The organism is Microbacterium sp. JZ101, assembly GCF_053903175.1.
The window spans coordinates 1804850-1828800 of sequence record NZ_CP096400.1; the positions used below are offsets into that span (position 1 = coordinate 1804850).

The following is a 23951-nucleotide window of genomic DNA, read 5'->3' on the forward strand; positions in this document are numbered from 1 at the left end:
CCCTGGCTACTTCCCGGCCTTCGACTCGACGTCTCCGGAGAGCGCGGCGATGAAGGCCTCCTGGGGCACCTCGACCCGGCCGACCATCTTCATGCGCTTCTTGCCCTCCTTCTGCTTCTCGAGCAGCTTCCGCTTGCGCGAGATGTCGCCGCCGTAGCACTTCGCGAGGACGTCCTTGCGCATCGCGCGGATGTTCTCGCGCGCGATCACGCGCGCGCCGATGGCGGCCTGGATGGGAACCTCGAACTGCTGGCGCGGGATGAGCTTGCGCAGGCGCTCGGTCATCGTCGTGCCGTAGGAGTAGGCCTTCTCGCGGTGGACGATCGCGCTGAACGCGTCCACGCGCTCGCCCTGGAGGAGGATGTCGACCTTCACGAGGTCGGCCTCCTGCTGGCCCTCGGGCTCGTAGTCGAAGCTCGCGTAGCCCTGCGTGCGGCTCTTGAGCTGGTCGAAGAAGTCGAACACGATCTCGCCGAGCGGCATCGTGTACTTCAGCTCGACGCGCTCCTCGGAGAGGTAGTCCATGCCGAGCATCGTGCCGCGGCGCTGCTGGCACAGCTCCATCACGGTGCCGACGTACTCCTTGGGCGCGAGGATCGAGGCCTTGACGATCGGCTCGGACACCGCCCCGATCTTGCCGTCGGGGTACTCGCTGGGGTTCGTGACGACGATCTTCTCCCCGGTCTCGGTCGTGACCTCGTAGACGACGCTGGGCGCCGTCGTGATGAGGTCGAGACCGAACTCGCGCGAGAGCCGCTCGGTGACGATCTCGAGGTGCAGGAGCCCCAGGAAGCCGCATCGGAAGCCGAAGCCCAGGGCGACGGATGTCTCGGGCTCGTACGCGAGCGAGGCATCCGAGAGCTTGAGCTTGTCGAGCGCCTCGCGGAGGTCGGGGTAGTCGCTCGCGTCGATCGGGTAGAGCCCCGAGAACACCATCGGCTTCGGGTCGGTGTAGCCGGGGAGCGGCTCGGTCGCGGGCGTGCGCTGGTTGGTCACCGTGTCGCCGACCTTCGACTGGCGGACGTCCTTCACGCCGGTGATGAGGTACCCGACCTCGCCGACGGAGAGGCCCTTCGAGGGCGTCGGCTCGGGGCTGGAGACGCCGATCTCGAGGAGCTCGTGCGTCGCGCGCGTCGACATCATCTGGATGCGCTCGCGCGGAGAGAGGCGCCCGTCGACCATCCGCACGTAGGTGACGACGCCGCGGTAGGCGTCGTAGACGGAGTCGAAGATCATCGCGCGGGCGGGTGCATCGGCGTCGCCCCGGGGTGCCGGGATCTCGGCGACGAGGCGGTCCAGCAGCTCCGCCACGCCCTGACCGGTCTTGCCCGACACGCGCAGGACATCGGCCGGGTCGCCGCCGATGAGGTCTGCGAGCTCCTTGGCGAAGCGGTCGGGATCGGCCGCGGGGAGATCGATCTTGTTGAGCACGGGGATGATCGTGAGGTCGTTCTCGAGCGCGAGGTAGAGGTTCGCGAGCGTCTGCGCCTCGATCCCCTGCGCGGCGTCGACGAGCAGCACCGCGCCCTCGCACGCCGCGAGCGAGCGCGAGACCTCGTAGGTGAAGTCGACGTGCCCCGGCGTGTCGATCATGTTCAGCGCATAGGTGTCGCCGTCGAGCTGCCACGGAAGACGCACCGCCTGGCTCTTGACGGTGATGCCGCGCTCGCGCTCGATGTCCATCCGGTCGAGGTACTGCGCGCGCATGTCGCGGTCGGACACGACGCCGGTGAGCTGCAGCATGCGGTCGGCGAGCGTCGACTTGCCGTGATCGATGTGAGCGATGATGCAGAAGTTGCGGATGCGCTCAGGCGGTGTCGCGGCAGGCGGGAGCGGAGTCGTGGCACGAGGGGACATATCCGTCTGATTCTACGGGCCGCGCGCCGTCGCGCGTGCCCGGGTCGCCGCGCGACGCGCCGCCGCTTCCGCGCGAGATCCCGGTAACCGGCCGTTCATGCGACGACGATTGCCTGACATCCTCCCGTGCGGCGACCGCCGCGCCCTCCTGCACATCCGAAGGAGACCATCGTGCAGCAGTCCTCTCCCCCGCGCCGCACCCGGCGCCTGTGCGCCGCGGCAGCGACCGCATCGGTCGCGGCCGCGCTGCTCGCCCCCGTCGCGGCTCATGCCGCCGTCTCTCCCGGCGACGGCGTCCTCATCAACGAGGTGTACGGCGGCGGCGGCAACAGCGGCGCCGCATTCAGCCGGGACTTCGTCGAGATCGTGAACACGACCGACGCCCCGCAGAGCCTCGCCGGCTGGAGCGTCCAGTACGCCTCGGCGACGGGCGCGACGTGGCAGGTCACGCCGCTCGGCGATGTCGTGCTGCCGCCCGACGAGACGCTCGTGGTCGGGCAGGCCTACGGCTCGAACACCGCCCTCCCCGACGTCGAGGCGGATGTCGACGGCGGCATCGCGATGAGCGGATCCCAGGGCAAGGTGGCGCTCGTCTCGCAGGTGACGCCGCTGTCGGGTGCGACCGGCCTCGCGACGGCGGCGCCCGTCGTGGACTACGTGGGCTGGGGCGGCGCGACCGACTTCGCCGGCTCCGCAGCGCCCGCCACGACGAACGCGACGGCGATCGCCCGCACGGGAGGCGCGAACACGGCCGACAACGGCGCGGACTTCGTCACGGGTGCGCCCACGCCCGAGCCGCTCGGCGGCGACACGACGCCCACTCCCACGCCCACTCCGACGCCCACTCCGACGCCCGGGGAGCCCGTCGAGATCGCGGAGATCCAGGGCACCGGCGACGCCTCGCCCCTCGTCGGGCAGACCGTGACGACGACGGGCGTCGTCACGGCCCACTACCCGACGGGCGGGTTCGACGGCTACGTCCTCCAGACCCCCGGCACCGGCGGCGAGCTCGACCCGGCCGCGCATGTCGCGTCGGACGCGATCTTCATCTACTCGGCCGCCACCGTGGGCGCGGTCGCGATCGGCGACACCGTGCGGGTCACCGGCGAGGTCAAGGAGCACTACGGCCTGACCGAGCTCGTCGTCGGCGCGGGAGGCGCCGAGATCGTCGCCGACGCCGCGCCGGTCGAGCCCGCCGTCGTGGGCTGGCCCGCGACCGACGCGGAGCGCGAGCGCCTGGAGTCGATGCTCGTCGCGCCCGCCGGCGAGTTCACCGTCTCCGACACCTACGCGACGAACACGTTCGGGGAGGTCGTGCTCGCCGCGGGCCCGGATCCCCTGCGCCAGCCGACCGACGTCGCGCGCCCCGGCTCGCCCGAGGCAGAGGCCGTCGCGGCCGACAACGCCGCGCGGCGCGTCGCCCTCGACGATGGATCGACCGCGAGCTTCTCGCGCAACCGCGACCTCACGCCCGCGTACATCTCGCTCGTCGAGCCCATCCGGGTCGGTGCGTCCGTCACGTTCGCGGAGCCCCACATCGTCGACTTCCGCAACGACGCATGGAAGCTGAACCCCACCGAGCCGATCGTCGCCGACGGATCGGGTGTCGACGGCGTCGTGTTCGAGAACACCCGGACCGCGGCCCCCGAGCCGGTGGGCGGCGACGTGTCGGTGGCCTCGTTCAACGTCCTGAACTACTTCACGACCCTCGGGATCGAGGACCCGTCGTGCGTGCCGTACCGCGACCGCGCGGGCGACGGCGTCACGGTCGACGAGGGCTGCGATCAGCGCGGCGCGTGGGACGCGGAGGACTTCGGCCGCCAGGAGGCCCGCATCGTCGCCGCGATCGAAGGGCTCGACGCGAGCGTCGTCGGGCTCATGGAGATCGAGAACTCCGCGCGTCTGGGCGAGCCCGCCGATGAGGCGCTCGCCACGCTCGTCGCCGCACTGAACGAGGCCGCGGGCACCGAGAAGTGGGCGTTCGTGCCCTCGCCCGCGAACCTGCCCGACGCGAGCGAGCAGGACGTGATCACGTCGGCGATCATCTACCAGCCTGCCCTCGTCTCCCCGGTCGGCGCCTCCGCCGCGCTCGACACGAGCGACGACGAGATCGACGCGTTCCAGAACGCGCGCGAGCCCATCGCGCAGACCTTCGCGCCGACCGCGGGCGGCGAGCCCTTCACGGTCGTCGTGAACCACTTCAAGTCGAAGGGGTCCGCAGGGCCGTGGCCTGGGGACGCGGACCAGGGCGACGGACAGGGCGCATCCACGCAGTCGCGCGTCTATCAGGCGCAGGCCCTCGCGGACTGGATGGCCGGCGACCCGACGGGAACGGGCGCCGAGGCCGCGCTGCTCGTGGGCGACTTCAACTCCTACACGCAGGAGGACCCGATGCAGGTGCTCTACGAGGCGGGCTACGTCGACGCCGAGAGCGCGTTCGGGTCGACTGAGAGCAGCTACGTGTACCAGGCGCTCTCGGGCTCCCTGGACCATGTGCTCCTCAACCCGGCGGCCGCCGAGCTCGCGACCGGTGCGGACATCTGGTCGATCAACAGCGGCGAGGCCGTCGCGCTCGAGTACAGCCGCTACAACAGCCACGGCACGCTCTTCTACGCGCCCGACGCCTACCGCTCGAGCGACCACGACCCGGTCATCGTCGGGCTCGATGCCGTCGCCGACGCCCCCGCGGCGGAGACCGTCACGACGCTGCGCACGACGCCTCCCGGCCAGGCGAAGAAGGGCGCGCCGAACCTGCTCACCGCCACCGTCCGGACGGTCGACGGCGCTGCGGCGACCGGCGAGGTCGAGTTCCTCATCGACGGCGCTTCCGTGGGTGCGGCTGTGCTCGACGGCGGCTCTGCCGTGCTCGAGGTGCCCGCCGACCTGGCCCGCGGCAACCACCGCGTCGTCGCCGTCTTCGCGCCGGATTCCGCGAGCATGCTTCCCTCGGAGAGCGGGGAGCGCACGCTCGTCCTGCGCTGACGCGACTGCGCAGGATGGCCAGGAGGGGCGGACCGCGGTCCGCCCCTCCTTGGCATTCTGCCCATCGTCCAGAAATCCCGACGCAACTTCCGCCAAGACCAGCACAGATCGATAACGCTTTTCGGCACGGTGCGCCCGGGATGGTCGACTTGAGTCAACCGGGGGTAGAGTCGACGCTCAACGTGTGCGATGACCGCGCCAGAAGCGCGCGATCGCAGTCCGAAGAAGGAAATCCACGACCTTGATCCGATACCTGCTCCGCCGCATCCTGGGGTGGCTGCTCATCATCGCCGTGGCGACGAACCTGACGTACTTCCTCGCGTGGCTCTACCTCGACCCGCGCAGCAACTACGTCGGCCGCCGCCCGCCGCTGTCCGAGCAGCAGATCGTCGCCCTGCTCGAGCCGCGCAACCTCAGCGACACCGTCCCGCTCGTCGAGAGGTGGTGGACCTGGCTCTCCGCGATCATCACGCGCTGGGACTGGGGCGTGAGCCCGACGGGCGGCTCGGTGAACGAGCAGGTCGCGTATCGGATGTGGATCTCCGCGGAGCTCGTGCTCGGTGCGACGATCCTCACCGCGGTCGTCGGCATCGCGATCGGCGTCTACACGGCATCCCGGCAGTACAAGCTCGCGGACCGGATCGGCCAGGCGACGTCGATCATCACGATGAACATCCCCGTGGTCGTCGCGGCGCTCGGCATCGTGCTCCTCGCGATCTCGATCAACCAGGCCGTCGGCACGCGCGTGTTCTATGTCACCGGCTCGGCGAGCCTCGGCGTCGAGGGCTTCTTCCCGATGCTCGTCGACGTCGTCCAGCACCTCACGCTGCCGACCCTCGGCCTCGTGCTGACCGGCTACGCGGGCTACCACTTCCTGCAGCGCTCCCTGCTGCTCGACAACATCAGCGCCGACTACGTCCGCACGGCGCGCGCGAAGGGCCTGACGAAGTCGCAGGCCATCCGCCGGCACGCGCTGCGGACGTCGCTCATCCCCGTGACGACGCAGGTCGCGTTCAACATCCCCGCCGCCTTCACGGGCGCGATCCTCACCGAGACGATCTTCGGCTGGAGCGGCATGGGGCAGTACTTCTCCCAGACGATCGCGACGAACGACATCCACGGGACCGTGGCGACGGCCGCGTTCGGCGCCTTCATGACCTTCATCGGCGCGATGCTCGCGGATGTCGCGGTCGTCGCCCTCGACCCTCGAGTGCGGGTGAGCTGACATGACGATGCAGACCGATATGCGCGACCCGCTCGAGCACGGCGACAACCCGCCGCCGAGCGAGACGGTGCTGACCGCAGGCCGCAGCAAGCCGATGCGGAAGTCCGCGCTCTACACGCGGCGCTTCATGCGCAACAAGCCCGCCGTGGGCGGCCTCGTGATCTTCGTGCTCCTCGCGCTGTTCGCGGTCGTCGGGCCGGTGTTCCAGCAGTACGACCACATCGAGCTCGACTTCCTGGCGCTGTCCGATCCGCCGAGCGCCGAGCACTGGTTCGGCACGAACAACTCGGGCAACGATCTCTACGCGATGGTCGTCGTCGGCCTCCAGCGCTCGCTGATGATCGCCGTGCTCGTGTCGATCGGCACGACGGTCATCTCGGCGCTCGTCGGCGCCACCGCGGCCTACTTCGGCGGCTGGTACGAGCGCGGGGCGCTCGCGGTCATCCACTTCCTCATGGCCGTGCCGACGTTCCTCATCATCGCGATGATCTCGAACGACTCGGGCGGCGACTGGAGGATGATCACGATCATCCTCATCCTGACGAACTGGTTCATCGCGGCTCGCACGATCTGGACGCTCTCCCTCTCGCTGCGCGAGCGCGAGTACATCCAGGCGGCCCGCTACATGGGCGTCAGCGGATTCCGCATCGTGCTGCGCCACATGATCCCGAACATCGGCTCGCTCCTCGTCATCAACTTCACCCTCGGCGTCGTGAGCGCCGTGATGCTCGAGACCGGCCTGTCGTTCCTCGGCTTCGGCGTGAAGCTCCCCGATGTCTCGCTCGGCTCCCTCATCGGAACCGGCTCGGGGATCATCACGAGCGCACCCTGGATGTTCTACTTCCCCGCCGGCGCCCTCACGCTGCTGACCGTCTCCATGGCGCTCGTCGCCGACGGACTGCGCGACGCCCTCGACCCGACTTCGGCGGCTGGAGGCCGCGCATGACCGAACCCGTTCTCTCCGTCCGCGACCTCCGGGTCAGCTTCGCCTCCGAGGCGGGAAGGGTCGACGCCGTGCGCGGCGTCTCCTTCGACCTCCTCCCCGGCCAGACCCTCGGCATCGTCGGCGAGTCCGGCTCGGGCAAGTCCGTGACCTCGCTCGCGATCATGGGCCTCCTCGCCGAGACCGCTCACGTCACCGGATCGATCGTCTTCCAGGGCGACGAGCTCATCGGCAAGACCGACAAGCAGATGTCCGCCATCCGCGGCAACGGCCTGGCGATGATCTTCCAGGACCCGCTCACGTCGCTCACGCCGGTCTACACGATCGGCGACCAGCTCGTCGAGGCGCTCGTCGTGCACAACGCGGGGATGGGCCGCAAGCGCGCGTGGGAGCGCGGCATCGAGCTCCTCACGCTCGTCGGGATCACCGATCCCGAGCGCCGCATGAAGGCCTTCCCCCACGAGTTCTCGGGCGGCATGCGCCAGCGCGTCGTCATCGCGATCGCCATGGCGAACAATCCGAAGCTCATCATCGCCGACGAGCCCACGACGGCTCTCGATGTGACGATCCAGGCGCAGATCCTCGATCTGATCCGCACGGCGCAGCGCGAGACCGGGGCCGCGGTCATCATGATCACCCACGACATGGGCGTCGTCGCGAACATCGCCGATGACGTGCTCGTCATGTACGCGGGCAAGCCGATCGAGCAGGCGTCGGCCGTCGACCTCTTCGACGACACGCGCATGCCGTACACGATCGGCCTCCTCGGCGCGATCCCGCGCGTCGACAAGAAGGAGAAGCAGCCGCTCGTCGCGATCAAGGGCAATCCGCCGCTGCTCATCGACCTGCCGGATGCGTGCCCCTTCGCCGACCGCTGCCCGATCGTGCTCGATGCGTGCCGCGTCGGCGAGCCCGAGCTTCTCCAGGTCAGCGGCGACGCGGACCACCGCGCCGCGTGCATCCGTGCCGACGAGATCCATGCGGGGCTGATCGGCGGTCGCCCCGTGTACCCCGTGCCGGTGATCCCCGAGAGCGACCTGGTGCGCACGCCCCGCGAGGAGCGCAAGACGGTCCTCGAGGTGTCGCACCTGTCGAAGACGTTCCCGATCCTCAAGGGCATCCTCAAGCGCAAGGTCGGCGAGGTGCAGGCCGTCAAGGACATCTCGTTCGACATCAAGGAGGGCGAGACCCTCGCGATCGTCGGCGAGTCGGGCTCGGGCAAGACCACGACGCTCCTCGAGATCATGGAGTTCGCGGCGCCCGAGGGCGGCGACATCCGGATCAACGGAACGAGCGTGCGCGAGCTCAGGGGACGCCATCGTGAGCGCGCGGCCCGCCGCGACATCCAGATCGTCTTCCAGGACCCGATGGGCGCCCTCGACCCGCGCATGACGGTGTTCGACATCATCGCGGAGCCGCTGCAGACGATCGGCACCTCGAAGGAGCGCACACACGAGCGCGTCGACGAGCTCATGGGGCTCGTCGGGCTGAACCCCGCCCACAGCGACCGCTTCCCGCAGGCGTTCTCGGGCGGTCAGCGCCAGCGCATCGGCATCGCCCGCGCGCTCGCGACCGAGCCGAAGCTCGTGGTGCTCGATGAGCCGGTCTCGGCGCTCGACGTGTCGATCCAGGCCGGTGTGCTGAACCTGCTCGACGAGCTGAAGATGCGACTCGGCATCAGCTACCTGTTCGTCGCGCACGATCTCTCGGTGGTCCGGCACCTCGCCGACCGCGTGGCGGTCATGTACCGCGGCGACTTCGTCGAGTTCGGCGACGTCGACGACGTGTTCGACACCCCGCAGCACCCGTACACGCAGGCGCTGCTGTCGGCCATCCCGATCCCCGATCCGAAGGTGGAGCGCGGCCGGACGCGCGTCGAGCTCGACCACGACCTCCTCAGCCGCGGGCAGATGTCCACCGGCTGATCCATCGTGGGGTCACGGCGCGTCGTGCGAAGACGACGGCGCGCCGCGCCCCGCTCGGGACGAGACCCGCAGGTCACGGCTCGCTCACGTTCTCACAAGCGCGCGCGGCCCGCGGTTAGCCTCGATCTCATCTCTCCCATATCCCGACGCCTACAAGGCGCGAAAGGAGCACCATGAAGAAGCAGCAGAAGTGGATCGGGGCGGCGGCCGCAGCCGGCGCGCTCGCCCTCGTCCTCGCGGGCTGTGCCGGTGGCGGCAACGACGGCGGCAACGGCGGCGGGTCCGGCGGAGGCAACGAGGGCGCCACCGAGATCACCGGTGCCGACTACAACCCGCAGCCCCGCGAGAACCTCCAGCAGGGCGGCGAGGCGGTCTTCCCGATCACGGAGATCCCCGAGCAGCTGAACGCGAACCACTCGGACGGCTCGGTCGACACGGCGACCCTGTGGGAGTGGTACAACCCCCAGACGATCCTCATGACGCCCGAGGGCGAGGCGTACGCCAACCCCAACTACCTCACCGACTGGACGACCGAGGAGGTCGACGGCAAGACGGTCGTCACCTACACCATCAACCCCGACGCGGTCTGGAACGACGGCACCCCGATCACGTGGGAGGCCTACAACCAGACCTGGATCGCCAACCGCTCGCTCGACGAGGGCTACATCCCCAACTCGACCGACGGCTACTCGCTCATCGAGTCCGTCGAGCAGGGTGAGGACGAGCGCCAGGCGGTCGTGACCTTCAAGCAGGTCTACCCCTGGACGGACGGCCTCTTCTGGCACCTCGTGAACCCGGCGATCAATACGCCCGAGCTCTTCAACGAGGCGTACGTCAACCAGGTGCACCCCGAGTGGGGCGCGGGCCCGTACACGGTCGACGAGTTCGATGCGAACGGCGGCACGATCACGTTCGTCCCGAACGAGAACTGGTGGGGCGACGAGCCACTCCTCGACAAGGTGACCTTCCGCGTGCTCGACGACACGGCCGAGATCAACGCGTTCCGCAATGGCGAGATCGACATGGCGCTGACCAACACCGAGGACCGCCTCGCTCAGGTCGCCGACATGGAGGGTGTCGTCACCTACCGCGCGCAGCGGACCGCGACGAACCTCATCCAGATCAACGCGGAGCGTGAGCAGTTCGCCGACTTGGAGGTGCGCAAGGCGCTCTTCATGGCGATCGACCGCGAGCAGATCAAGGAGGTCGTCTGGAACGGTCTCGACTACACCGAGCCCGACGCCGGATCGCTGATGCTCTTCCCGTTCCAGGAGGGCTACACCGACGCGCTGACCGAGGCGGGCTGGGAGTACAACGTCGACGAGGCGAACGCGATCCTCGACGAGGCCGGCTGGGTCATGGGCGAGGACGGGGTGCGCGAGAAGGACGGCGTCCGGCTCGAGGGCGTGCTCCCGCTCTTCGGCGACGACCCGATCGTCGAGGCGCGCGGTCGCATCGTCCAGACGCAGCTCGCCGAGGTGGGCGCCGCGATCACCCCCGAGGTGCGCCCGTCGTCCGACTTCTCGAACGACCTCACGACGAAGAACTGGGACCTCGTCATGCTCGGCTTCTCGTCGAGCGACCCGTACGGCGTCGCGTACATGTGCCAGGTCTACTGCTCGGACAGCGGCCTCAACCTCTCGTCCACGAGCACGCCCGAGATCGACGAGCGCATCGCGAACGAGGTCTCGGCGCTGCCGACGGCGGAGGAGCAGACCGAGGCGGGCATGAAGCTCGAGGCCGAGATCATGGCCGAGACATGGGGCGTGTTCCCGCTCTACGCCGGCCCGCAGATCATGACGGTCAAGGAGGGTCTGGCGAACCTGACCCCCGAGACCTACACGGGCCTCGACCTCTTCGGCCTCCAGCCGGTGGAGAACGTGGGCTGGGAGAAGGAGTGATCCTCCCTCTCTGACCCGAAGGGGCCGGCGGCTTTCGAAGCCGTCGGCCCCTTCGCCTGTCCGGATACGATGGCGCGCATGAGCGGTGTCCAGGTCGTCCTCGTTCACGGCATCCGGACATCCGCCACCATGTGGCGCACGCAGGTCCTCCATCTGCAGGGGCGCGGCGTCGACGTGCACGCGCTGGACCTGCCCGGCCACGGCTCGCGCATGGACGAGGAATGGTCGCTCGAGGAGGCCTTCGCGACGCTGGATCGCGCCCTCCGCTCGGCCGGCGACGCGGGCCCGGTCCTGCTCGTCGGGCATTCCATGGGCGGCATCCTCTCGACGGCGTATCTCGCGCGAGACGACGCCGCTCCCGTCGCCGCCTTCGTCGCCGTGGGCGCGACCGCGCTCCCCCGCGGCGCCGGGCTCGCGCTGTACCGGATGCTCCTGCGCGGCATGCAGCGGATGCCCGGCAACGGCATGTGGCTCGTGCAGCGGATCCTCCGCGCGACGCTCCCCGAGGAGACGCGAACCGACCTCGGCGCGGGCGGCTATGCCCTCCGCTCCGAGGACGCGGCCCTCGCGAGCCTCGCGACCCTGGACATCCGCACCGCGCTCACGCGTCTGACGATGCCCGTGTGGTTCGTCAACGGCGAATGGGATCAGCTCCGCCTGCACGAGCGCCTCTTCACGCGCCTGGTGCCCCACGCGGAGCTCATCGTCGTCCCGCGGTCGACGCACCTCGTGACGACGATGCGCCCCGCGGCGTTCTCGGCCGTGCTGGATCTCGCGATCGCGGTCGTCGAGAGCACAGCCGCCCAGGCGTGACCTGGTAGCATTGACCCTTGGCTTGCGTGTGGGGCCACCCACACAGCCGTACGACGCCCCTCTCTCGTCACGCGGCAACTGAAGAAGCACACTCGGATGGCCGTCATACGACCATCCGAATCACTCCGAACGAAAGTCATTCGACGTGGCAAACATCAAGTCGCAGATCAAGCGCATCAAGACCAACGAGAAGGCGCGCGAGCGCAACAAGGCCGTCAAGAGCGAGCTGAAGTCGCTCGTCCGCAAGACGCGCGAGGCCATCGCCGCCGGCGACAAGGCCGCCGCCGAGGCCGCCCTCGCCAAGGCGTCGAAGAAGCTCGACAAGGCCGTGAGCAAGGGCGTCATCCACAAGAACCAGGCCGCGAACCGCAAGTCGGGCATCGCGAAGCAGGTCTCGTCGCTCTGAGCCGCGTGCATGTCGAAGGCCCGTCCCGCGTCAGCGGGGCGGGCCTTCTGCTGTACGCGGCGTTCTGCCTCAGCGCCCGAACGGAGCGCGCGTCGCCACGACCGTGACCATCCGCTCGAGGGCGAAGACGGGGTCGCGCGACGCGCCCTTGACCTCGGCATCGGCCCGCGCGATCGCCTGGATGGCCAGCGCGAGCGCGCGGTCGTTCCAGCCCGACTGGAGATCGCGGCGCGCGCGGTCGACCTGCCAGTCCTTCATCCCGAGCCGGTTCGCGAGCTGCCGCGACGGCTCGCGCGAGCCCGCGACGCGCGCCATCGTGCGCACCTTCATCGCGAACGCGGCGACGAGCGGCACGGGATCCGCCCCGGAGTCGAGGGCGTGCCGCAGCGCGACGAGCGCCTCTCCGTAGCGTCCGGCGATCGCGGTGTCGGCGACCGTGAAGGCGTTCGTCTCGACGCGTCCGCCGTAGTAGCGCGACACGACGTCCTCGGTGATGTCGCCCTCGACGTCCGAGATGAGCTGCTGGCACGCGGCCGCGAGCTCGGCCAGCTCGCCCGTGAACGCCTGCGTGAGCGCCTGGAGGGCCTTCGGGGCGATGCGCCGTTCGGCGGCCTTGAACTCCCCCGCCGCGAAGTCGAACCGGTCGGCGTCGCGCTTGACGGCCGGGCACGGAACCTCGACCCCGCCCCCGACGCCCGAGCGGATGGCGTCGAGCAGCTTCTTGCCGCGGACGGTCGCGCCGTTGTGGCGCAGGATGAGCGTCGCGCCCTCCTGCGGCGCCTCGATGTACGCGAGCGCCTCGGTGAGGAACGCGTCGCTGCACTTCTCGACGCCGGACACCCGCACGAGGCGCGGCTCGCCGAAGAGCGAGGGCGAGGTGACCGCGAGCAGCATGCCGGACGTGTAGTCCGACGCGACGATGTCGGTGATCTCGAGTGACGGATCCTCGGCCTTGAGGTAGTCGCGCACACCCGCGATCGCGCGCTCGGCGCAGACCTCCTCGGGGCCGGACACGAGCACGATCGGCGCGGGCTCCGGGCGCCGCCACGGCAGCTGCGGGATGGCCGTCTTCGTCGCCTTCGCGGGAGTCTTGCGGGGTGCAGCGGCCATTCATCCAGCCTACCGGCGCGTGCCGACACCGACCCGGGAGCGACCGCTACTCGGGGAGGTCGGCACGGGCCGCGTCGACCGCGGCCTGAGCCTCTGCGTCGCGCTTCTCGGCGTCCGCCACCTGGGCGTCGAGGTCGTCGATCCGCTCGAGCGCCGCAGCCAGATCCCGCTCGGCCGATGCGAGATCGCGGCGCAGCTTCTCCACGCGCTCCTCGAGCGCTTCTGCCTTCTCGTGCGCGCGCTCGCGTCGCTCGGCGGCCTCGGCGAGAGACCGAGCTGACGCCGCGGCGTCCTTCTCGGCCGCACGGACGGCCCGCTCGGCCTTCGCCCGCGACCGCGCGACGGCGGCGCTCTCCTTCGCGGAGCGCGGCGAGTCCTTCCGCGGCGGCGAGACGGGCGCGTCCGCTGCCCCACCCGCGATCGCTCCCTCGAGGTCGACGGAGAACCCGCCCGACGCCTCGAGCGGGCGCGTCAGCCGTCCCGACGCGACGGCGGCCGCGGCATCCGCGTCGAACACCGCCGCGTTGAGCGTCTCGCGCACGGCCTCGACCGTGCTCGGTGAGAGCCGCTCCCCGCGGGCCTCCGCCAGCTGCGAGACGAGCTCCGTCAGCTTCTCGACGACGCTCCGGCGCTCCCGTCCGAGCTCCGCCAGCCGGCGGACGTCCAGAGCCGATTGCGCGTCGCGGAGCGCCGAAGCCACCTCGAGAAGCCGGTCGAGCTCCGCACGCCGCTCCTGAGCGAGCACGTTGACCGCCCACGCAGCGAGAACGGGCTTGCGCAGCGCCTTCACCTCGGACGCGAGCGCCCGGTCGTCGATCTGCTTCGCCCGGGCCGCGCGCGCGGAGACGAAATCCCGCGGCGGGACGACCGAGAGCTCGGCCGCGATCGCGTTGAGGGTCGCGTCGGAGTCCGCGGGCATGGAGCCATTGTGCCGGACGCCGGACGCCGGACGGCCGCGGCCGGGGGCGCCTCTGTCATGATGGGGCCATGGCCCTGCTTCGCGTGATCCTCAACGTCATCTGGCTCGTGCTCGCGGGCCTGCCGCTCGCGATCGGCTACTTCCTCGCGGGCATCCTCTGCTGCATCCTCATCGTGACCATCCCGTGGGGCATCGCCTCGTTCCGCATCGCGAACTACGTGCTGTGGCCGTTCGGGCGCACGGTCATCGATCGCCCCACGGCCGGTGTCGCGTCGACGATCGGCAACGTGATCTGGATCCTCGTCGCGGGCATCTGGCTCGTCATCGGGCACATCCTGAGCGCCGCAGCGCTCGCCGTGACGATCATCGGCATCCCGCTCGCGATCGCGGAGATCAAGATCATCCCCGTGACGCTCACGCCTCTCGGCAAGCGCATCGTGCCGAGCGACCAGGCCTTCGCGACGCTCGGCTCGATGCGGATCTGAGCAAGCGACCGGACCTGGCCCTGCGCCCTGCGAGCCGACGTGGAACCGCGCACCCAGCCCACGACGCGGCGGTCAGCGGCCGCCGGGGTCATTCGAGTGTCGGCCCTTCTCCTCTCGGCCATCGCCGTTGTCGCCGCGGGCGTCACCCTGTACTCGTGGATTGACCGCGCCGAGAGCGTCGAGGTCAACTCCCCCTTCCTGGCCGTGACGATCGCCGACGGGGAGAGCGACGAGTACGTCGCGCTCCTGAGAGAGCTCGTCGGGGACCATTCGGTCACGAGCTTCTGGGCGGATGACAGCGGCACGCGGGTCGACGGCGTCGAGCGAGTGCAGATCGCAGCTCCCACTGACGACCGGGGAGAGATCGAAAGGGCCCTCCGCGCCTCGGGCCTGGCCATCGCCGACCTGCCCGTGCGATTCCTCGCGAGCTGAGGCATCTGAGGCCGCAGCTCAGTTCGACGTCATGCCCTCGGCCGCCGCGGGCTCGCGCACGCCGCGATTCAGGACGTCGATGACGGCGGCACCGCCATCCGTCGCGATGAGAACAGACAGCAGGCCCCGTGAGAGCGTGTCTGCGTCGGTGGAGTCGCCTTCCACGACCTTCCGCAGGAACTCCCCGACAGGCACTTCGCGGACACGACCGAGCTCCTCGGGCTCGCGGCTTGTTGCGCCGTCCCGTCGAGCCGACAGCGCGAGCACCAGGTGCTTCCTGCGGTTCGCGTTCGCTGCAAGCCACTCGGAGCCCAGGTACACGAGCCTCTCGGCCAGATAGCCCGTCTCCTCGAGGAGCTCACGCCGTGCAGCGTCCAGGGGCGACTCGCCCTCATCGACGTAGCCCCCCGGAACCTCGTCGAGGACGACGCCTGCACCGACCCGGAACTGCTCGAAGACCACGACCCGCAGCTCCGCCGTGAGCGCCAGGACCGCGACCGAGTCGGGGCTCACGACGACGTCCCAGTCCGACACGCGGCCATCCGGGAGTTCGTAGGTGCGCCGGTCGACCTTCGTGAATCCGTCGTACGCGCGACGGGTCGCGACGAGCGTCCATTCCCCGACCCGCTCCGGCTCGTGCTCCGTCATCGCCGCCTCGACTTCCTCTGCGCGGTTCATCATCTTCTCTCGCGAGAACGTGCACTGACATCATCGTCCAGGGGTTCCGCGGGCTCCGACTCGCGCGGCCGTTCCCGCCACACCCAGGGCACACCGTCCTCGCGCTGGCCGACGAGAACCAGACCGTCCTCGTCGGTGCGAGCCACGGTGGCGCCGACGGCCCGCAGCTCCGCGAGGATGCTCGCGGCCGGATGGCCGTAGTCGTTGTCCGCGCCCACGCCGATGAGCGCGAGCGCGGGACGCGCGATCCGATAGAGCTCGGCGTCCTGATCCGCGCTGCCGTGGTGCGCGACCTTCACGACGTCGTACCTCCCCGACACGCCGCCGGTCGCCCGCAGCGCCGACTGCGACGACGCGCCGAGATCGCCGAGCAGAAGCGATCGCGGGATGCCGCCTCCCGCGATCTCGAGCACCACGCTCGCATCGTTCCCCTCGGGGAACGCGCGGCTCTCGGGCTGAGGCCAGAGCACCCGCCATGCGGCGCCGCCGAGCACGCCGCTCATCCCGAGCGATGCGTCGACGAGGCGCGCTTCATCCACGTGCGCGAGCCACTGCGCCCCATCCGCTCCGAGCGGGCCGTGAAGAGCCGTGTCCACGCGCCCGCTCACGGCCGCGATCCCGCCGACGTGATCGAGATCGAAGTGCGTGACGACGAGCAGGTCGATCCGCCCGACGCCCAGACGGTTCAGGCATGAGGCGAGACGCTCGGGTTCCGGCCCGGTGTCGACGAGCGCAACGGCCCCCTCCGAGCGCAGCAGCACGGCGTCGCCCTGGCCGATGTCGCACAGGGCGACACTCCAGCTCGTCGGCGCTGTGAGCGGCCCGGCGACGCCCGTGAGCGCCGTCGAGCCGGACACGACGCCCACGACGACCGCGAGCGATGCGCCGGCAGCGCGCCGCACTCGCGCGGGAACAGTCTCGGGACGCACGAGCACGATGACCACGCACACGCCGACCAGCGCGAGCGAGGCGAAGCCGGCAGCGCCGCCCCACCATGGCACGGAGGCCGTCGGCAGGCCCGAGAACAGCACCGCGGTCTGCGCGATCCAGGCGGAAGGCACCCAGGCGATCGCGGCGAGCCCGTCGGCGACCACCGGCACACCCTGCAGGACGCACGCGAGCATCCCGACCACCGTCGCAAGCGGGGCCGCTGGCGCCGCGATCATGTTCGCCACGACGCCGTACACGGGCACCGCGGGCGCGAGCAGGACGATCACGGGTGCGCATGCGATCTGCGCGGCGAGCGGGACCGCGATCCCCAGGGCGAGCGCGCGAGGCAGCCAGCGCTCGAGCCCGCGTGCGAGCGGCCCCGCGAGCAGCAGCAGCGCACCCGTCGCGAGCGCCGAGAGCACGAACCCGAACGACGTCGCGAGCCACGGGTCGAGAAGCAGCAGGACGATCGCGGCGCCTCCCAGTGCCGCGGCGCCCGCGCCCGCGCGGCCCAGGAGCAGCCCGAGCATCGCGATCACGGCCATCGTCGCCGCCCGCACCACGCTCGGCTCGGGCGTCACGAGCAGCACGAACCCGCCCAGCGCGGCGAGCGCCGCCCCGGCGCGAGCCCACCGAGGCAATCGGATCAGCGCCGCGAGTGCGAACGCGAGCCCGGTCACGATCGCGCAGTTCGCCCCGCTGACCGCGGTCAGATGCGTGAGCGACGAGGCCTTCATCGCGGCGTCGAGGTCGGCCGACACCGCGCGGGTGTCGCCGACCGCGAGGCCGGGGAGCAGCCCGGCGCCCGGCTCGGGAAGCCCCGCCGCGACGTCGTGGACGAAGCCGTCGCGCAGGTCGCTCATCACCCCGAGCACGTGCGGCGGGCCGCGCACGACGGAGCCGCGGTCGGCGAACAGGACGAGCACGGCCCGGTCGCCCGGGTCGGGGGCCCGAGCGCCTCCCCGCAGCGCGACGGTCGACCCCAGGTCGAGCGCAGCACCCGCGAGCGCGTCGCCCTCGACCGAGACCGTCACGGTGGCGGCCGCCGCACGCTGCTCCCTGCCCACGCGGATGGCCGTGGTCTCGACCTCGAACCACAGCGCGTCCCGCAGGGGCCGGACCTTGCTCGACACGACACCGTCGATCTCCACGACGCGGCCCGCTCGCGCGACGAGAGCGGTCAGCTCGCCGCGTGCGGGGGCCGCGAGCCCGACGTGCGTCGAGACGGCGGCTCCCAGGGCGAGTGCGATCGCGAGCAGGGGCGCCGCCGCGCGACGCGCCCTTCGTCCGCGAGCCGCGCACAGCCATCCGCATGCCGTGGCAGACACGCACCAGAGCGCGACCGCGATCGCGGTCGCGGCGTCGGGCCACAGCACGCTCGCGAACGCCGCACCCCACACGACCCCGGCGATCACGAGGAGTCGCACGTCGCGCACGCCGGTCACAGCGTCACCAGCGGTCGCAGCGTCTCGAGCATCTTGTCGCCGATCCCCGGCACCGCGAGCAGGTCCTCGATCGCCGTGAACGGGCCGTTCTCGTCGCGCCACAAGATGATGCGCTCGGCGAGCGCCGGGCCGATGCGCGGCAGCGTCTCGAGCGCGGCCTGGTCCGCGCTGTTGAGCGAGACGAGCGCGCCTGTGCCGCCTGGGGCGGCCGTGCCTCCGGCCGGCGGCACGGGAGGGGCCTCGCCCACGACGGGCACCGCGAGCTGCTCGCCGTCGGCGAGCGGACGCGCGAGGTTCACCGCCCCCGAGTCCGCATCGTCGGCGAAGCCGCCCGCGGCGGAGATCGCATCGACGACGCGCGCGCCCGCCTCGAGCACGTACAGGCCGGGTTCGGCGACCGCGCCGTGCACATGCACGTACAGCTGCCCGGGCTCGACCGCGACGGCGCTCGCGCTCGGAGCGGGGGTGACGACGACCTCCTCGACGGGCGAGGCCGCGCCGCGCCACACGCCGAGCGCGACCGTCACCCCGAGAGCGCCCAGCACCAGCAGGACGACCCCGCCGGCGCCGAGACGGGCGCGCGGCGAGCGGAAGCCCATCTCTGCCGTCACTCCGCCACGCTACGGCGGCCGATTCGGCGTACTCGGGGCGACCGGCGCCTCCTGCCGCGACGCGCCGCGCGCACGACCCTGTGCACACGGCGAGGCCGGCACCCCGCCTGGGATGCCGGCCTCGTCGGACGCGTCCTACTTCGTCGAGAAGCTCACGACCTTCGGCGGACGGACGATCGCGCGCGTGATGGCGCGGTCGCCGAGCGCGCGCGTGATGCGCTCGTCCGAGCGTGCGAGGTGCTCGAGCGACGGCCCGTCGATCTTGGCCGGCACCTCGAGCGTCGCGCGCACCTTGCCGTCGATCTGCACGACCGCGGTGACCTTGTCCTCGACGAGGAGCGTCGGGTCGGCGTTCCGCCACGTGACGAGTCCCACCGAGGGCTCGTACCCGAGGATCTCCCACATCTCCTCCGCCGTGTGCGGAGCGAAGAGGTCGAGGACCATCGCCGTGACCTCGGCCGCCTCGCGGACGGCCGGGTCGGCCGCGCCGGCACCCGAGTCGATCGTCTTGCGGATGGCGTTGACGAGCTCCATGAGGCGCGCGACGACGACGTTGAACTTCGTCTGCTCGACGAGCGTCGGCGCCTCCGCGAGCAGGCGGTGCGTGACCCGGCGCAGCGCGACGTCGCCCTCGGCCCAGACGACGTCGGTCGGGCTCGACACCTCGTGCGCGATGCGCAGCGCGCGCTGCAGGAACTTGTGCGCGCCGGTCGTCGAGACGTCCTTCCAGTCCTTGTCGTCCTCGACCGGGCCCGCGAACGCGAGCGCGACGCGCAGGACGTCGGCGCCGTGCGCGGCGAGCTCGTCGCTGAAGAGCACGAGGTTGCCCTTCGACTTCGACATCTTGGCGCCGTCGAGGATGACCATGCCCTGGTTGATGAGCGACGAGAACGGCTCGGTGAAGTCGACCCTGCCCATGTCGAACAGCACCTTCGTGATGAAGCGCGCGTACAGCAGGTGCAGGATGGCGTGCTCGACGCCGCCGATGTAGGCGTCCACGGGCGCCCAGCGGTCGGCGTCCTGCGGGGCGAACGGAGCGTCCTTCAGACCCGGCGACAGGAAGCGCAGGAAGTACCACGAGCTGTCGACGAACGTGTCCATCGTGTCGGGGTCGCGCAGCGCGGGCGCGCCCGTCTCGGGCTCGGTCGTCGTCACCCACTCGGTCGCGGCGCCGAGCGGCGATTTGCCCTTCGGCTTGAGGTCGAGGCCCTCGGCGCTCGGCAGGCGCACCGGCAGCTGGTCCTCGGGCACCGGCACGACGCGGCCGTCCTCCGTGTGCAGCATCGGGATGGGCGTGCCCCAGTACCGCTGACGCGAGATCAGCCAGTCGCGCAGGCGGTACTGCTTGGCCGCGCGCCCCGTTCCCGCGGCTTCGAGCTGCTCGATGACGCGCGTGATCGCGTTGCGCTTCGACAGGCCGTCGAGCGCGCCCGAGTTGATGAGACGACCCTCGCCCGTGAGCGCGACGCCCGTCTCCTTGGGGTCGTCGAGCGGCATGGGGTCGATCGGCACGCCGTCCTCGTCGACCTCGATCACGGGGATCGCGCCGGTCACGGGCGCCGTGGTGTCGACGACCACGCGCACGGGCAGGTCGAAGGCGATCGCGAAGTCGAGGTCGCGCTGGTCGTGCGCGGGCACGGCCATGACGGCGCCGTGCCCGTAGTCGGCCAGCACGTAGTCGGCGGCCCAGATCGGCAGGCGCTCCCCGTTGACGGGGTTGATCGCGTAGCGGTCGAGGAACACGCCCGTCTTCGGCCGGTCGGTGTTCTGACGCTCGATCTCGGTCTGCTTGCGCACCTGGTCGAGGTAGTCCTGGAAGGCCATCCGCACCTCGGGCGACGAGCCGGCCGCGAGCTCGGCGGCGAGGTCGCTGTCGGGCGCGACGACCATGAAGGTGGCGCCGTGCAGCGTGTCGGGGCGCGTCGAGAAGACCGTGACCTTCTCGTCACGGCCCTCGATCTCGAAGTCGATGTCGGCGCCGACCGAGCGGCCGATCCAGTTGCGCTGCATCTGCAGCACCTTGTGCGGCCAGAATCCCTCGAGCTGGTTCAGATCGTCCAGCAGGCGATCGGCGTACTCCGTGATCTTGAAGTACCACTGCGTGAGCTTCTTCTTCACGACCTCGGCGCCGCAGCGCTCGCAGTGGCCGTCGACGACCTGCTCGTTCGCGAGCACCGTCTGGTCGTTGGGGCACCAGTTGACCGGGCTCTCCTTGCGGTAGGCCAGGCCGCGCTCGTGCAGCTGCAGGAACAGCCACTGGTTCCAGCGGTAGTAGTCCTCGTCGCTCGTGTGGAGCACGCGGCTCCAGTCGAACGAGACGCCGTACGCCTTCAGGCTCTCGCGCTGCTGCGCGATGTTGTCGTACGTCCAGCGGCTCGGGTCGGCCCCGCGCTGGATGGCCGCGTTCTCGGCGGGCAGGCCGAACGAGTCCCAGCCGATCGGCTGCAGGACGTTGTAGCCGCGGTGACGCCAGAAGCGCGCGACGATGTCGCTGTAGAGGTAGTTCTCGGCGTGCCCCATGTGCAGGTCGCCCGAGGGGTACGGGAACATCGCGAGCACGTACTTGCGCGGACGGGTGTCGGCGTCCCCGCCGGCGAGGAACGTCCCGTGGTCGTTCCAGTAGCGCTGCCACTTCGCCTGGACGGCGTGGATGTCGTTCTCGGGATGCTCTGCGGGGTTCTGCGACACGGTGCGATGAAGCCAATCGGAATCGAAACGTGCCGCGCGGGGAGCCGCGCGGCGGGAGATCGGGAGACTCCAGGTTAGCGCGCGCCGTCGTCTCGTATGCTCGGCACGTGATCAACGAGATCCTCCTGTGGATCCTGGACGTCGTGGGGTCGGTCGACCCCGTCCTGAGAACCGCGCTCGCGGGGCTCGCGATCATGCTCGAGACGAGCGTCCTCGTCGGGCTCGTCGTCCCCGGCGACACCGTCGTCATCGTCGCCGCGACCGCGGTCGCCTCGCCCGTCGAGGGGGTCGTCCTCGGCGCCGCCGTCGTGCTCGGCGCGCTCGTCGGCGAGAGCATCGGCTTCGCTCTCGGGCGCTGGCTCGGGCCGCGCATCCGGCACTCCTGGCTCGGCCGGCGCATCGGCGAGCGCAACTGGCAGCGGTCGGAGCGCTATCTGCGCCGGCGCGGCGGGATCGCGATCTTCCTCTCGCGGTTCCTGCCCGTCCTGCACTCCCTCGTCCCCCTCACGGTCGGGATGAGCGGCTACGGCTACCGGCGCTTCATCGCGTGGACGCTGCCCGCCTGCGTCCTGTGGTCGTCGCTCTACGTCTCGATCGCGGCGGGCGCCGCGACCGGCTTCCGCGAGATCGCCGACCAGGCCCACTACGCGGGCTACCTCTTCGTCGGCGCGATCGCGGTGTTCCTCCTGCTCGTGCTCCTCGGGAAGCGGATCATCGCGCGCCTCGAGCACCGCCACCTCCACGCGGGCGACGACGACCCATCCGGGGACCACGCCGGGCCCGGCGCCGACGGAGCACCCGGGCGCATGGAAGACTGAGGGCGATGCCCTCCACGACGCCCGCCCCAGGCAAGATCCACTGGGTCGCCCGCCTCGAGCGCCGCTTCCATGCGTGGCGCGAGCGCGTCGCGCGCCGGAAGGGCCGCACGCCGACCGCTGTCCCCTTCTCCGGCTACGGCGGGGAGGGATGGATCCGGGTCGTCGGCCGCGTGCTCATCGTCCCCGCGCCCAAGCACACGCCCGAGGGCGAGGCGGCGAGCGTGCGCGGCTGGCGCTCGTTCGCGGGCATCCCCATCGCGTTCGCCCAGGTGACGGTGACCGTGGGCGGCGAGACGCACGAGGTGGTCGCCGACCGCGGCGGCGTCGTCGACGCGGTCATCCCCGCCGACCTCCCGTCGGGATGGCAGACCTTCCACATGTCGGTCGAGGGCGGCACGCCCACCCCGGGCAGGGTCTTCGTCGTCGACCCCGCTGTCCGCTTCGGGATCGTGTCCGACATCGACGACACCGTCATGGTCACCGCGCTGCCGCGCCCCCTGCTCGCGGCGTGGAACTCGTTCGTCCTGCACACGCACGCGCGCCAGCCCGTGCCCGGCATGGCGGTGCTGCTCGAGCGCATCGTGCGCGAGAACCCGGGTTCCCCCATGCTCTACCTCTCGACGGGCGCGTGGAACGTCGCCCCGACCCTGACGGGCTTCCTGTCGCGTCATCTCTTCCCGCCCGGCGCCATGCTCCTCACCGACTGGGGGCCGACGCACGACCGGTGGTTCCGCAGCGGCACCGACCACAAGCGCACGAACCTGCGCCGGCTCGCCGACGAGTTCCCCGACATCGCGTGGCTGCTCATCGGCGACGACGGGCAGCACGACGACGAGATCTACACCGAGTTCACGCGCGAGCATCCCTCGTCGGTCTCGGCCGTGGCCATCCGCCGGCTCTCGCCCGCTCAGGCGGTGCTCGCGGGCGGCCGCACGGTCGTCGACGACCACAGCGCGGCCGGCGTGCCGTGGGTGACGGCCGACGATGGTGCGGGGCTCGCCGAGCGGCTCGAGGCCGTCGGCATCCTGAAGGCGTAGCCTGCCAGCGTGTGCGGACGCTTCGTGGTGGCCCGGGTGGGCTCGGAACTGGTCGGCCAGCTGCGCGTGGACCTCGTGTCCGACGACCTGCCTGCGCCCTCCTTCAACGTGGCGCCCACGGCGCGCGCCGCGATCGTCCTCGACTCCGCGAAGACCGACCCGCCGACGCGGAGACTCGAGCCGGCGCGCTGGGGCCTCGTGCCCTCCTGGGCCAAGGACCCGTCGATCGGCTCGCGCGCCTTCAACGCGCGCGCCGAGGAGCTCGAGGAGAAGCGGATGTTCGCTCCCGCGCTCCAGAAGCGGCGCGCGGTCGTCCCGGTGAGCGGCTACTACGAGTGGCAGGTCACGGAGGACGGCAAGATCCCGCTCTTCATCCACCCGTCGGACGATGAGGCCCTGCTGCTAGCCGGCCTCTACGAGTGGTGGAAGGATCCGTCGAAGGCGGACGACGACCCCGCCCGCTGGATGCTGAGCTTCACGATCCTCACGCGCGACGCGATCGGCCAGCTCGGCTCCGTCCACCAGCGGATGCCCGTCTTCCTCGACGCCGACCACGCCGACGCGTGGCTCGACACCGACGTGGACTACCCCCTCGACATCCTCGACGCGGCGCTCGACGACGCGCCGCGCGTCGCAGAAGGGCTCTCCTTCCACCGCGTGAGCGCGGCCGTGGGCAACGTGCGCAACGACTCGCCCGACCTCATCGAGCCGGTCGACTGACGACCGCCGTCGTCGAACCGGTCGAT

The 23951-nt window shown here is 70.9% G+C and carries 19 protein-coding genes; 12 read left to right on the forward strand and 7 right to left on the reverse strand.

Annotation, left to right across the window (positions count from 1 at the left end; all coding sequences use genetic code 11):
* Positions 1-6 precede the first annotated feature (6 nt).
* Positions 7-1857, reverse strand: coding sequence for a translation elongation factor 4 (lepA, locus tag M1D56_RS08430; RefSeq protein ID WP_456283205.1), 1851 nt, complete (start codon positions 1855-1857; stop codon positions 7-9).
* A 171-nt stretch (positions 1858-2028) separates the two neighbouring features.
* Here lepA and M1D56_RS08435 point away from each other — a divergent pair, with 171 nt between their 5' ends.
* The 7 genes from M1D56_RS08435 to rpsT all read left to right on the forward strand — a co-directional run bounded on the left by M1D56_RS08435 (position 2029) and on the right by rpsT (position 12052).
* Entirely contained in the window at positions 2029-4839 is a 2811-nt protein-coding gene (locus M1D56_RS08435) for an ExeM/NucH family extracellular endonuclease (protein ID WP_456283207.1), read from the forward strand.
* A gap of 241 nt (positions 4840-5080) precedes the next feature.
* On the forward strand, positions 5081-6064 hold the full coding sequence (locus M1D56_RS08440) for an ABC transporter permease (RefSeq protein WP_271171911.1): 984 nt from the start codon (positions 5081-5083) through the stop codon (positions 6062-6064).
* A 1-nt stretch (position 6065) separates the two neighbouring features.
* Positions 6066-7010 (forward strand): ABC transporter permease, encoded by a 945-nt coding sequence (locus tag M1D56_RS08445; protein ID WP_271171912.1) that lies wholly within the window; start codon positions 6066-6068, stop codon positions 7008-7010.
* Positions 7007-8932 (forward strand): ABC transporter ATP-binding protein, encoded by a 1926-nt coding sequence (locus M1D56_RS08450; protein ID WP_456283209.1) that lies wholly within the window; start codon positions 7007-7009, stop codon positions 8930-8932. Before M1D56_RS08445 ends, M1D56_RS08450 begins: the two co-directional genes overlap by 4 nt.
* Before the next feature lie 173 nt (positions 8933-9105).
* Positions 9106-10833 carry an ABC transporter family substrate-binding protein gene (locus tag M1D56_RS08455; RefSeq protein ID WP_324014784.1) on the forward strand — a complete coding sequence of 576 codons (1728 nt, stop codon included), beginning with the start codon at positions 9106-9108 and terminating at the stop codon, positions 10831-10833.
* A gap of 78 nt (positions 10834-10911) precedes the next feature.
* A complete protein-coding gene (locus M1D56_RS08460) occupies positions 10912-11646 on the forward strand; it encodes an alpha/beta fold hydrolase (protein ID WP_456283210.1) in 735 nt (244 codons plus the stop codon).
* A 145-nt stretch (positions 11647-11791) separates the two neighbouring features.
* On the forward strand, positions 11792-12052 hold the full coding sequence (gene rpsT / locus M1D56_RS08465; protein ID WP_271171916.1) for a 30S ribosomal protein S20: 261 nt from the start codon (positions 11792-11794) through the stop codon (positions 12050-12052).
* 69 nt (positions 12053-12121) lie between these two features.
* Here rpsT and holA read toward each other — a convergent pair whose 3' ends face one another.
* Both holA and M1D56_RS08475 read right to left on the reverse strand, forming a co-directional pair.
* Complete coding sequence (gene holA, locus M1D56_RS08470) at positions 12122-13162, reverse strand: DNA polymerase III subunit delta (RefSeq protein WP_271171917.1); 1041 nt, start codon at positions 13160-13162, stop codon at positions 12122-12124.
* Positions 13163-13208: 46 nt separating this feature from the next.
* Positions 13209-14081: a transposase gene (locus M1D56_RS08475; protein WP_456283212.1), complete on the reverse strand. Its 873-nt coding sequence runs from the start codon at positions 14079-14081 to the stop codon at positions 13209-13211.
* A gap of 68 nt (positions 14082-14149) precedes the next feature.
* On the opposite strand from M1D56_RS08475, the gene M1D56_RS08480 reads away from it, so the two are divergent.
* Together M1D56_RS08480 and M1D56_RS08485 are read left to right on the forward strand one after the other, a co-directional pair.
* On the forward strand, positions 14150-14566 hold the full coding sequence (locus M1D56_RS08480) for a YccF domain-containing protein (RefSeq protein ID WP_271171919.1): 417 nt from the start codon (positions 14150-14152) through the stop codon (positions 14564-14566).
* Between the two features lie 96 nt (positions 14567-14662).
* Entirely contained in the window at positions 14663-14998 is a 336-nt protein-coding gene (locus tag M1D56_RS08485) for a hypothetical protein (RefSeq protein WP_456283214.1), read from the forward strand.
* Positions 14999-15016: 18 nt separating this feature from the next.
* Here M1D56_RS08485 and M1D56_RS08490 read toward each other — a convergent pair whose 3' ends face one another.
* From M1D56_RS08490 to leuS, 4 genes are all read right to left on the reverse strand, one after another.
* The gene (locus M1D56_RS08490; protein ID WP_456283216.1) at positions 15017-15676 is read right to left on the reverse strand and encodes an NUDIX hydrolase; all 660 of its coding nucleotides are present in this window, start codon (positions 15674-15676) and stop codon (positions 15017-15019) included.
* Positions 15676-18042, reverse strand: coding sequence for a ComEC/Rec2 family competence protein (locus tag M1D56_RS08495; protein WP_456283218.1), 2367 nt, complete (start codon positions 18040-18042; stop codon positions 15676-15678). Before M1D56_RS08495 ends, M1D56_RS08490 begins: the two co-directional genes overlap by 1 nt.
* Positions 18043-18047: 5 nt before the next feature.
* Positions 18048-18650: a helix-hairpin-helix domain-containing protein gene (locus tag M1D56_RS08500; RefSeq protein ID WP_456285220.1), complete on the reverse strand. Its 603-nt coding sequence runs from the start codon at positions 18648-18650 to the stop codon at positions 18048-18050.
* Between the two features lie 147 nt (positions 18651-18797).
* Positions 18798-21350, reverse strand: a complete 2553-nt coding sequence (gene leuS / locus M1D56_RS08505) for a leucine--tRNA ligase (protein WP_421075840.1) — start codon at positions 21348-21350, stop codon at positions 18798-18800.
* Positions 21351-21460: 110 nt separating this feature from the next.
* Here leuS and M1D56_RS08510 point away from each other — a divergent pair, with 110 nt between their 5' ends.
* The 3 genes from M1D56_RS08510 to M1D56_RS08520 are packed head-to-tail and all read left to right on the forward strand — an operon-like array spanning position 21461 to position 23925.
* A complete protein-coding gene (locus M1D56_RS08510; RefSeq protein ID WP_271172183.1) occupies positions 21461-22168 on the forward strand; it encodes a DedA family protein in 708 nt (235 codons plus the stop codon).
* Between the two features lie 5 nt (positions 22169-22173).
* Positions 22174-23205, forward strand: coding sequence for an App1 family protein (locus M1D56_RS08515; RefSeq protein ID WP_271171925.1), 1032 nt, complete (start codon positions 22174-22176; stop codon positions 23203-23205).
* Positions 23206-23214: 9 nt separating this feature from the next.
* Positions 23215-23925, forward strand: coding sequence for an SOS response-associated peptidase (locus M1D56_RS08520; protein WP_456283220.1), 711 nt, complete (start codon positions 23215-23217; stop codon positions 23923-23925).
* Positions 23926-23951 lie beyond the last annotated feature (26 nt).

Bases quoted from the DNA above. Each gene is read 5' to 3' on its own strand.
- M1D56_RS08490 (WP_456283216.1), bottom strand. From the start codon at position 15,676: ATGAACCGCGCAGAGGAAGTCGAGGCGGCGATGACGGAGCACGAGCCG.
- M1D56_RS08515 (WP_271171925.1), top strand. From the start codon at position 22,174: ATGCCCTCCACGACGCCCGCCCCAGGCAAGATCCACTGGGTCGCCCGC.
- M1D56_RS08460 (WP_456283210.1), top strand. From the start codon at position 10,912: ATGAGCGGTGTCCAGGTCGTCCTCGTTCACGGCATCCGGACATCCGCC.
- holA (WP_271171917.1), bottom strand. From the start codon at position 13,162: ATGGCCGCTGCACCCCGCAAGACTCCCGCGAAGGCGACGAAGACGGCC.
- M1D56_RS08445 (WP_271171912.1), top strand. From the start codon at position 6,066: ATGACGATGCAGACCGATATGCGCGACCCGCTCGAGCACGGCGACAAC.
- M1D56_RS08450 (WP_456283209.1), top strand. From the start codon at position 7,007: ATGACCGAACCCGTTCTCTCCGTCCGCGACCTCCGGGTCAGCTTCGCC.
- lepA (WP_456283205.1), bottom strand. From the start codon at position 1,857: ATGTCCCCTCGTGCCACGACTCCGCTCCCGCCTGCCGCGACACCGCCT.
- M1D56_RS08500 (WP_456285220.1), bottom strand. From the start codon at position 18,650: ATGGGCTTCCGCTCGCCGCGCGCCCGTCTCGGCGCCGGCGGGGTCGTC.
- M1D56_RS08455 (WP_324014784.1), top strand. From the start codon at position 9,106: ATGAAGAAGCAGCAGAAGTGGATCGGGGCGGCGGCCGCAGCCGGCGCG.
- M1D56_RS08480 (WP_271171919.1), top strand. From the start codon at position 14,150: ATGGCCCTGCTTCGCGTGATCCTCAACGTCATCTGGCTCGTGCTCGCG.
- M1D56_RS08475 (WP_456283212.1), bottom strand. From the start codon at position 14,081: ATGCCCGCGGACTCCGACGCGACCCTCAACGCGATCGCGGCCGAGCTC.